The organism is Synechococcus sp. CCY9202, assembly GCF_034931685.1.
Taxonomy (GTDB): domain Bacteria; phylum Cyanobacteriota; class Cyanobacteriia; order PCC-6307; family Cyanobiaceae; genus CBW1002.
In genome coordinates, this window is the sequence record NZ_JAYGID010000131.1 from 1 (window position 1) to 10278 (window position 10278).

A 10278-nucleotide genomic window follows, 5' to 3' on the forward strand; every position below is an offset into this window, starting at 1 on the left:
CTGGATTCATCGTGAAACAACGAGGTGCACATGCGCCTCGAGAATGACAGCCCGTCATTCACCCCTGTTCTCCCTCAGTCCAGGGCAATCGGGCCTCGGGATTTACACCACGCAAAGGGACGCGGCCCAGCTGGATTGTGGAGATGACCGCTACCGGCACCAGAGACGGGAGACCGTTTCAGGCCACCCACCTGTTTCTCACCAGCCTGCGCACCACCCCAGAGGCCCTGCTGCGACTGGTGCGCGACCGCTGGAGCATTGAGTGCTGGCACTGGATCCGTGACACCCAGCTCCACGAGGACGCCCACCGCTACCGGGGTAATGGCGCTGGTGCGTTGGCCAGCCTGCGAACGGCAGCACTCAACCTGTTGCGGCTGGCTGGTTTTCAGTCGATCCGCGCTGGGATGCAGGCGGTGATGCACGACATCACGGCGCTGCTGGCGATGGCGATGCGCCAGCCAAAGCCCAAGCCATGCTGAAACTTTGAATCAGCCCTGCCAGGGGAGGTTTCTGCGGTTTACTGCTCTCTAACCAGAAACACCGCTCCAGCAGCGATGGTGAGGCCCAGCTGTTCCGCAAGTACTTTGGCATGGGGGTTCCTCAGCTCCATGGGGCACTTCCTCATGGAGAACCCGTCGCACTGCAAGGTGCGCCTTCCAGCACAACGGGCTGGTGGTGGCCAGTGAGGTGACCCCAGCCGTCGGATACGGTGAGCGTTGGGAGGCGGTTCGGATGACGCGGGCTATGCGCGGTGCTCACCAGAAGACGATGGGAGCCGTCAAGTGATACGGCACTAGGGACTTCGTCGCTGATGTGCTGATATCAGGAATCATTCCGCATGTCTCCCAGAACATCCAGGCCCGCCACAACTCCGCAATCAACGTCCGCACCGTTCGCCATGGCGGCTACATCCAATCGATCAACGCCAGGAAACAGACAGAGCAGGCATTTGGCTGGATCGAACAGGCCGTCGGCTTGCGGCAGCTCAAGGCCAGGAGCCAATCCCGAGGGGTGTGTTCCGGTTGCATGTGGTTGCCTTTAACCTGGTCCGCCTGGCCAAACTGCTCAGGCCACGGGAGGCGATGGCATGAAACGGGTGGTGAGGCGATCGGGGTGAATTCAGGGCTCGTCGAGAAGGACAAGTGCCAACAGGGATCACCCGATCGAACTCCCCAAAGGGAGCCGACAATCGCTGGTGAGAGCGGTGCCAGTGCAGCAGCGCTCGGTTGGGATGCAATTTCAGCGGCATCCTAAGCGGTTGAGGGAGGTAACAAGGCAGGAGATCCCCCTCAGATGAAGATTTCCGCTACCTCTTCCAACAAGTACATGGCTCCACTCTCTGCCTCATCCTCTACGTCTGAAGAATCGCTGAAATCCAAAATGGGGTGATCTATCGTGAACACTTGGAGCATGAAAGTAAGATCCTGCGGAGCAGGATAGAGACCGGACCGACCGAGAAATCAGCGTTCGCGCAACTCCCCAGTCAAGTTCTGACAGTCTTCGCCTTGACAATCTTCAAGGAAAGGTAGAGTCTTTTGACCGACAGGAGAATGGCCAACGTGTAGAAACCCCAAGAGATAAAAAAGGCCTTGTCCCTAGTGAGCACGGCAAGCCTCAAGACTTCTGAGACACAAATGGTTCCATTAATCCACCCTACAGTGTACTTTAGGGCGAGCAATAAAGACCATGCAGATACGCAATAAAAAAGCTTTCCTCTCAGGGATCTGCCGCCAAGAGGCAGGGAAGAAGAATGCATTATCGAAAAGAGATCACTAGTTACTTGATATACAGACCAACGGGACTTACTACCTCCAGAGACAATGGTGAGAGGCTGACTTAATCGAGTATAACGAAAAGAAGCCCTAGCCGGGCTTGACATAAGAATATGAGGATAGAGATTAGCTCTAAGCTGGTAAGGCATAGCCGATAACTCACGACAATCAGCAACCGATGGGAAAACAACAGAAGACAACAAAAGCCTAGATCTAAATCCAAGTAGAAAGTCTTTCGGACTGACATCTATATCAGACCTTAGATTGTCGCTAAGACTCCCGCCCCTAAGGTAGGGACAGAGCAAAACATGATTAACATTAGGCTGGGTAGAACGAAGTGACTTTAGTGTACTTAGAACCACGTCAAGCGAGCCTTTGCAGAGCCGATCATCATCGGAAAGCAACAATGTATAAAGACTTGATGCAAGCGGCAGCGCATTAAAAACATTCGCACTAAATCCAAGATTGCTCAAGTTAGGAATATACGTTATGTCCATACACTTGCGATAGCAATTAACTAGGCGTAAGTTCTTCTCTTGAACTAGGACATCAGAATTATCGCCAATAAGTAGCTCAACTTCATCAAGAACAAACTTGGCCTCCAAGTAGAGGTGATGTATAGCACGACATAGTTCATCATGTCGATTATAAGTTGGGATGATAACAGTAAGCAGCCTTACCGCATGTGTCGATGCAGGCATCTTAAGTCAAAAACAAAGGCTTTAGCGAATCGTGAAACGAGTCAATGCCACAAGATGCTGAATACTGCTTGCAGGCAGCAAGATATCGCATTCGAGATTCTTGAGACAACAATGAGATGACTACATTCTTAAAGTCATCGACTACACACTTGGAATGAATATCCAGAATATAACCCAGATCCAAGGATAAAACAAGCGAACCGATATAAGAGTCCAAGGCTACTATTGGAATTGAGCCCCATGAGCAAGTTCTTGTAAAGATCCCAGAAGAATTTGAAAAGTTCTGCTGTACACACCATACTGCATCAGACGCGGCGACAACACAATAGAAATCATAATTAGACAGAAGCTCAGGTCTATAAGCAACAACACCTTGGCTTTGAAGTAATTGGATTTGGGAGTCATCAATGCCACTCGGCTCCAATGGCCCCGCAATGACAATCATGACGTTATGCGAAAGGAGAAACTGGATTGATTCTTGAATAAGAAACAAAAGGGTTGAGATTGCCTTTTTTTCCGAGATCATACCTACATAAGATATAACAATTGAGTTTGAAGGCAAACTGAATAACTGCAACAAATGGGATTTAGCAGCTTGAGTGGAAATACTAGGGCGTTCGAGGTCGGAAAAGAAGTCTGGAGCATAGTGAAGCTTCTTCCCAAGGAGAAATCGTGAATATCCAGAAACTTGTGTCTTTCGAGAAATGATAATCTTTTGAACTGGTGCTATAGCAAAGCAGATGGAAATGAACAGAGAGCGCATTGACCATCCCTGAAGATTGCTAAATTTAAAGTAAAAGCAGAAGACGTCTATAGATCGAAAACGATAGTTTTTAATTCGATCCCAGAGCAAATGAACACCATTGATTTCCTCCATCGTAATAAAGACTATTCTATTAATATCAGCAGCAGAAGCGAACTCTAATGCGCTAGTCAAATAAGTACGCTTTGGATGTCGCCCATCAAACAGAGAGTAAGGAATAGAGTGTGATTCAAGAAGCAGGCATACAGCCTCACGATATGCTTTTGAGTGCAATGGGAGCCTAGAGTCACATATTAAGTAGCGATTAATGCTCATTCAATTTCTCCTAAGCAAATGCAGACGCGCGAAAAAGAATTGGAACATAGAAATAGTACATTTCCAACAAAATAGGACAAAAGCAAAGGCTGAAACAAAGCAACCGTTATAGTAGAGAAGGTCTGCAATAACCATGTGCAAAGATTGACTTGGCCTAGATTGATTATGGAAATAGTCAGCAATCAACTGGTTTACCAATGACGAGACATATAGCCTTGGAGGAAAGAATACAAGCTTACTAAAGCCCTGAAACAGAATTTTCCTTATTGATCCACATTGCTTAGGATAGTCGATAAAGCGAGCATTAAGAAGGTTATAAGAGCTAGTGACAGGAATAGCAGAATTAAATTTTGAACACTTTTCAATGTATATCAGAGATGAAGATCCACTAGCCGCTGCCAGGGCGTACAGGTGTGGATAGTCTGTATGATCTAAGATGGGATCTGAAGCTTCTGCGAAACGGCAAAGCATTTTATTGCTAAAGACATTGGAGCTAATGTTTCCCATGTTAAATAACATCCTATTTGCATCAAATAGATTAAGGCTTGAGACTGTAGTCAGAGACATGTACCTAGGCGAGAGCACAGGATACTCGCTGATTCCAAAAACAGCGATGTCAGGAAGTGAGTTTATAAGGATTTCGCGTAGCCCATAGATACAGCGGCGTATTAGCATGTGATCAGAAAGCAGCCATATATAATTATAGTCAAATACACGCAGGGCTCTAATAATATTCGATCTCATTCCAATATTATGAGAAGAAACATGAAGCCTGACAGTGTAGCATCTAGCCTTAGATACAGCTTCGATCAACTCTTCGAGTTCGCCTGAGTCCGAATTATTGTCAAAGATATTAATATTTATAAGTTCAGACAGATACGTAGGCACATGGTCTACTGAATCATCAATTGAATCCAAAAGAGCCTTAATGTTTGCCGATCTATTTCTAGTAGGAATGGAGATAGACAGGAAATTGGCAATGTTGAATTCCATTGATTAACAGATTACACGAAGAGTGAACCAAGAAGACAGCAACATTAACACTATCGATTTTGCTGCTTAACCAAGAGGAGGCGCAAAGACACACTTTAGGGCACCTCGAAATATTGCTATTTCTGAGTCAACATTGAGAATCCACAAGCTCATCCTCTGCACATGCAGATCCGCCAGATGACTGGCATCCATGCCTTCAAGGAGAGATGATTATCCCGCTACCAAATGATCAAGCAGACAGCGCTAGCTTTGAAGAGCAGTGCAGGTAACGCAGGAAGTTGTATGTAAGATTACGCAGACCCCACCAAGCCTTCGTTCTGGCCAAGCCAATTCGTCTTGTCAGTTTGCCGTGCATAGAGGTTGTGACTATCCCGAAGACGTGCTCAACCCTTGCCCGCACGCTCGATCGCACCTTGTTGCGTTCCTTGGCCTCCTCGCTCAAGGGATGGCAACGCGTTCCCTTCTCATGAATTCGGCTCTCAAAACCAGCCACTTCCAGTAGATCTTCATACCGCGCGCCGGCGTAGCCGGAATCAGCCCAGACGAAGTCATCCTTGTTCTCAGGATCTAGAACCTGTGAGATCATCTGGCTGTCGTGAATATTGGCTGGGGTAATGGCGTATCTGCGGATGAAGCCGTGAGTGGCGTCAATGCAGATGCTGTTCTTGTACCCGTAGTGGCTGATGCCGTTCTTTTTGACCCATCGAGCGTCAAGATCCTTCTGCCGCAGGCGCTCTGGCTTGTCGGCCCATCCATCTGGCAGCTGCCCGCGCTTGATGGATTCGTTCTCAGGCCGTGAGTTTCGCTGTTTAGGAACAGGGACCAGCGTGGCATCGATGATCTGCCCACCACGGGCCTCCAGGCCCTGGGACCGCAGGTGCTCCTCAAACCGTTCAAAAAGCTCATCGATGACACCCGCCTTGCGGAGCCGCTCGCGGAAGAAGGCAATGGTGGTGGCATCGGGAATGCTATTCATCACTCCAAGTCCGACAAACTCCTCGAATGAGCGTCTGTCGTTGACTTGGAATTCCAGCTCCTCATCGCTGAGGTTGAACAGTTGCTGCAGCACCAGCATCTTGAAGAGGATGAGCGGATCAATCCGCTTCCGGCCAGCATTGCTCTTGCGTTCATGGCTGTAACCCTGCTCCAGCAGCGGCCTGAATGCCTCCCAGGGAATCGCCTCGGATAAGGTCGCTAACGTGGGCTTCTTCTGCTGAAGCCTGTGAATGCGCTTCTCCTCATCCCAGAATCCACGCTGTCCCATTCAGCAATGTTGAACTGAACCAACTCTATTGCATATTTCACGGACTGGCAGGGAGCGGCGTAGATTTTTCGAGGTGCCCTTTAACAAGTAGATTGTCATTCATAGTCGACTAAGCTTTTTTGCAAGTGCAGCATGAATCGAAGCCAAACCGGCATCAGCAAATCTAGATGGAGACCATTCCTGGATTAGCTTACGACTTGCTGCGCCGAGCCTAGAACTAAGCTCTGGATCAACAGAAAAGCGATTGAGCAGTTTTGCAAGCTCCACAGGATCGAAAGGGTTAAAGGTAAATCCGTTAACTCCTTCTTGAACTAAGTCAAAATGACAGCCAACGCAATTGGATACCAAGACAGGCGCCCCACATGCCATAGCCTCGTTAACCACTAGACCCCACTCTTCATAAGAACTGGGCAGAATAAATGCTTCGCACTTCGCGAAAAAAGTGGGCGACATTTCCACTTGCTGAAAAGGATAGAAGACAACCTCAGCTCCACACGAAGGGATTGGATCTGCCAACCCATTCCGGACCACCAGCCCCAGCTGCCTTGACTGCCTCTCCAAATCCTCACGCAGCGGACCTTCCCCGACAAGAACTAGAGCGGTTGGTAGAGAGTGGGATATGTTGGCTGGCAGGTGGTTTCTTCTAACAGGTTTAGGATCCGCAGCCTTTCTAGCACTGGAGGTATCTTCGCACCTATGCTGATGTTTCGAATTGGATGCATCCAAGACCTGAGGAATCGAGGTTCTATTTTCAGCCCTCAGTCTTTCAGCATGCATCTGTACAAATCGTGCGTATGCAACAACGAGTGCAGAAAGATTCTTCTTCTTAACAAACCTCCCCAAATTCAAAAAGTACCTCTCTGGCAAACTCCTAATCAAAGCAAGTTCGCCCTGTGGTTGCAAAGCCTCACCAGAAGGACTGCTCTCGTCACAACCAACCAGCAGCAGCTTGCCACTCTGCTGAAGGGCTTCATCTGCTTTCGTTGCGAAGTGTGCAATATCAACTACATCGTACCCCGTAAATACCTGCTTCGGTGACATCCCATAGGATGTCACGTACGCCGATTGTGGGCTTCCTGCAACCAAAGCCGAATCAAACATTCTAACAAAGATGTGCTTTAGCAGCTTTCTAAGCAGTGAGGAACGTTCCGTGCCATGCCACGAATCCGTCATCAAAATCGTGCCACATCCCACCGCCTTGGCGGCAAGAAAACAAAAGAGATTCGGTGTAGGTGAAAACGACGGGAGAAACACGGCATCAACGTTGCGCTCGCGAAGCTCGCGAGCGCACAACGCCGCTATTGCGAAAGCTTCCAAAGCGTTGGAAGGCGGTCTGTTCGCTAGTGTGACTACCTCAACAAATCCGGGATCCTCGGGCTTCCACCCGTATTCAACACTGCCAATCGAAAATCGAAAAGCAACTAGCTTGATAGTCTCTTGCGCCAGTACTTGATGAAGCGCCTCAATTCGGGCCACATGATAAGGGCCAAAGTTAGGGAAAAGAATGCCTATGCAAGTCATAAACGACCAAATGGCTGAATACTTCGAGAAGAAAGCCTAGAGGGCACCTCGAAATATTGCTATTTCTGAGTCAACATTGAGAATCCACAAGCTCATCCTCTGCACATGCAGATCCGCCAGATGACTGGCATCCATGCCTTCAAGGAGAGATGATTATCCCGCTACCAAATGATCAAGCAGACAGCGCTAGCTTTGAAGAGCAGTGCAGGTAACGCAGGAAGTTGTATGTAAGATTACGCAGACCCCACCAAGCCTTCGTTCTGGCCAAGCCAATTCGTCTTGTCAGTTTGCCGTGCATAGAGGTTGTGACTATCCCGAAGACGTGCTCAACCCTTGCCCGCACGCTCGATCGCACCTTGTTGCGTTCCTTGGCCTCCTCGCTCAAGGGATGGCAACGCGTTCCCTTCTCATGAATTCGGCTCTCAAAACCAGCCACTTCCAGTAGATCTTCATACCGCGCGCCGGCGTAGCCGGAATCAGCCCAGACGAAGTCATCCTTGTTCTCAGGATCTAGAACCTGTGAGATCATCTGGCTGTCGTGAATATTGGCTGGGGTAATGGCGTATCTGCGGATGAAGCCGTGAGTGGCGTCAATGCAGATGCTGTTCTTGTACCCGTAGTGGCTGATGCCGTTCTTTTTGACCCATCGAGCGTCAAGATCCTTCTGCCGCAGGCGCTCTGGCTTGTCGGCCCATCCATCTGGCAGCTGCCCGCGCTTGATGGATTCGTTCTCAGGCCGTGAGTTTCGCTGTTTAGGAACAGGGACCAGCGTGGCATCGATGATCTGCCCACCACGGGCCTCCAGGCCCTGGGACCGCAGGTGCTCCTCAAACCGTTCAAAAAGCTCATCGATGACACCCGCCTTGCGGAGCCGCTCGCGGAAGAAGGCAATGGTGGTGGCATCGGGAATGCTATTCATCACTCCAAGTCCGACAAACTCCTCGAATGAGCGTCTGTCGTTGACTTGGAATTCCAGCTCCTCATCGCTGAGGTTGAACAGTTGCTGCAGCACCAGCATCTTGAAGAGGATGAGCGGATCAATCCGCTTCCGGCCAGCATTGCTCTTGCGTTCATGGCTGTAACCCTGCTCCAGCAGCGGCCTGAATGCCTCCCAGGGAATCGCCTCGGATAAGGTCGCTAACGTGGGCTTCTTCTGCTGAAGCCTGTGAATGCGCTTCTCCTCATCCCAGAATCCACGCTGTCCCATTCAGCAATGTTGAACTGAACCAACTCTATTGCATATTTCACGGACTGGCAGGGAGCGGCGTAGATTTTTCGAGGTGCCCTAGATATACTAGACGGCAAGAAGCCAGACAACTTCTCGACTGAGATGAAAGGACGCAGGGTCAACAAACAGGCACAGCATCAAGAATGCCTGTTACGCTCTTGTAAAAGCTGTATTGATCTGAATTGCTCATCAAGCCTGACCGGATGATACTGGGACTTCAGATAAAGCTATAGCCATGCCGCATGTATAAGCCATTACCGCATTGGGTGAGATAGATCTGATCAGCATAGACAACCATTTGCTAGGAGCCATGGCGACGGTGGAAAGCGCGGACTTGGGATTTCAAGTCATCTCCTTTAGTATTAGATATCCCATCTGAGACACTGCAAAGAATGTCAATCTGTCGCCGCCGACCGAGATCGAGATCTTGGCACTGTATTCAAGTTTCTTCTGCACTTGCCGCGAACAACATGCCTGATTGAAGGCTGAGACAAGCTGACGATTCAACTCTGAATGCTTGTGGTGACCGCGTGATACAGCATCAATTACTGCTTCACCAACCCACTGAACACCAGCAGGTCGCGATACGAATCGCGACTAGACGCCAAAACTCAAAATCCACAAGCGATAGAACAACGATCCTTGCCAGGGTTCGAACTAGCTCCCGGGGCGGCTGACCAGGGCCTGGGAACCTTGCTCAGCCGCGGACGCCTCTTGTTGGCCTCTTGCAAGAATTGACGAAGGTCCTAACCTCAGCTCGTTCTTGGCTTGTCGCAAAACACATCACTTACTTGCCTGCGCATCGGGTCGACCAGCTTCTCTGTCATCTTCGGGCATCTTTAAGCAGAGCGAGATCAGTGTGGAACCAGATATCACTGGGCTCGCTTGGGGGCAATTGGCAGAATTCCTTCCTTACTCTAGAGGGCTTCCGCTTGGTGGCTGAAGCATGTTCTGTGGTGCAAGGCACCGGTCCTCCACCATCCGCAGAATCATCAAGTTTACCTTGGCAATTCAGCGTAAATTGTTGCTTTTCATGGTGGACGATCCACCGTTGCAGTCATTGATGGTCTTCTCTGTCAGCCGACGGTGGAAACCCACCGTCGTCGAGGGATTAAACGGGGCCTCGAACTGGAAGCCTTCCAAGCAACAAAATGGAGACAGGATTTGTTCTTGATCTGCCAAACGAGCTATACGTCAGTCACATTCATACGCTCCTTGATAATCAAGGCACCACAAGGGCAATGTGAAGTGGCTTAGTAGGGGCACCATGCCAGTTTAACCTCTACGAGGCGTAGTGATGATCCAGCTAATCCCAAGCGATCAGATCTATGAACCAAACCCTATCAACGGTAATCCCCCGAGAGCTTCACCGACGAAAGGGAAGAAGAAATCAACACAGGAAAACTGGGGCCGCGTCCCTTTGCGTGGTGTAAAACCCGAGGCCCGAATGCCCTTACTCAGAGGGTGAACAGGGTGGAATGACGGGCTGTCATTCCTGAGGCGCAGATGCACCTCGTTCTTCCACGATGAAATGAGGCGATTGACTTGTCAAGTCTCTCGTTTCATCGCGGCTGTGTTGTGAGCGGGATGGTTTTTCTATGCAGCCCAGGGGTTACAGCGCCGGCCCCCGGGCGGCGATTGAGGCCGCTGCGCCCTGTGGGGGCGCTGCCACCTCAATCACCTGGGGCCTGCGTCTTGCACCTCTGCGGCGGCGGCGCTGA

Annotated in this window: 7 protein-coding genes; 1 reads left to right on the plus strand and 6 read right to left on the minus strand. The window is 49.9% G+C overall.

Annotated elements, in window-relative coordinates; genetic code table 11:
- Nucleotides 1-143 precede the first annotated feature (143 nt).
- A complete protein-coding gene (locus VB777_RS16060) occupies nt 144-479 on the plus strand; it encodes a hypothetical protein (protein ID WP_323250169.1) in 336 nt (111 codons plus the stop codon).
- A 1004-nt stretch (nt 480-1483) separates the two neighbouring features.
- Here VB777_RS16060 and VB777_RS17515 read toward each other — a convergent pair.
- The 6 genes from VB777_RS17515 to VB777_RS16080 form a co-directional block, all read right to left on the minus strand.
- Nucleotides 1484-2473, minus strand: a complete 990-nt coding sequence (locus VB777_RS17515) for a glycosyltransferase family 2 protein (RefSeq protein WP_416238381.1) — start codon at nt 2471-2473, stop codon at nt 1484-1486.
- Between the two features lies 1 nt (nt 2474).
- Nucleotides 2475-3551: a hypothetical protein gene (locus VB777_RS16065; protein WP_323250171.1), complete on the minus strand. Its 1077-nt coding sequence runs from the start codon at nt 3549-3551 to the stop codon at nt 2475-2477.
- Nucleotides 3552-4544, minus strand: coding sequence for a glycosyltransferase (locus tag VB777_RS17520; RefSeq protein WP_416238382.1), 993 nt, complete (start codon nt 4542-4544; stop codon nt 3552-3554).
- 229 nt (nt 4545-4773) lie between these two features.
- Complete coding sequence (locus VB777_RS16070; protein WP_323250173.1) at nt 4774-5808, minus strand: IS5 family transposase; 1035 nt, start codon at nt 5806-5808, stop codon at nt 4774-4776.
- A 99-nt stretch (nt 5809-5907) separates the two neighbouring features.
- The gene (locus VB777_RS16075) at nt 5908-7284 is read right to left on the minus strand and encodes a glycosyltransferase (protein WP_323250175.1); all 1377 of its coding nucleotides are present in this window, start codon (nt 7282-7284) and stop codon (nt 5908-5910) included.
- 217 nt (nt 7285-7501) lie between these two features.
- Nucleotides 7502-8536 carry an IS5 family transposase gene (locus VB777_RS16080; RefSeq protein ID WP_323250173.1) on the minus strand — a complete coding sequence of 345 codons (1035 nt, stop codon included), beginning with the start codon at nt 8534-8536 and terminating at the stop codon, nt 7502-7504.
- Nucleotides 8537-10278 lie beyond the last annotated feature (1742 nt).

Bases quoted from the DNA above. Each gene is read 5' to 3' on its own strand.
- VB777_RS17515 (WP_416238381.1), bottom strand. From the start codon at position 2,473: ATGCCTGCATCGACACATGCGGTAAGGCTGCTTACTGTTATCATCCCA.
- VB777_RS16070 (WP_323250173.1), bottom strand. From the start codon at position 5,808: ATGGGACAGCGTGGATTCTGGGATGAGGAGAAGCGCATTCACAGGCTT.
- VB777_RS17520 (WP_416238382.1), bottom strand. From the start codon at position 4,544: ATGGAATTCAACATTGCCAATTTCCTGTCTATCTCCATTCCTACTAGA.
- VB777_RS16065 (WP_323250171.1), bottom strand. From the start codon at position 3,551: ATGAGCATTAATCGCTACTTAATATGTGACTCTAGGCTCCCATTGCAC.
- VB777_RS16080 (WP_323250173.1), bottom strand. From the start codon at position 8,536: ATGGGACAGCGTGGATTCTGGGATGAGGAGAAGCGCATTCACAGGCTT.
- VB777_RS16060 (WP_323250169.1), top strand. From the start codon at position 144: ATGACCGCTACCGGCACCAGAGACGGGAGACCGTTTCAGGCCACCCAC.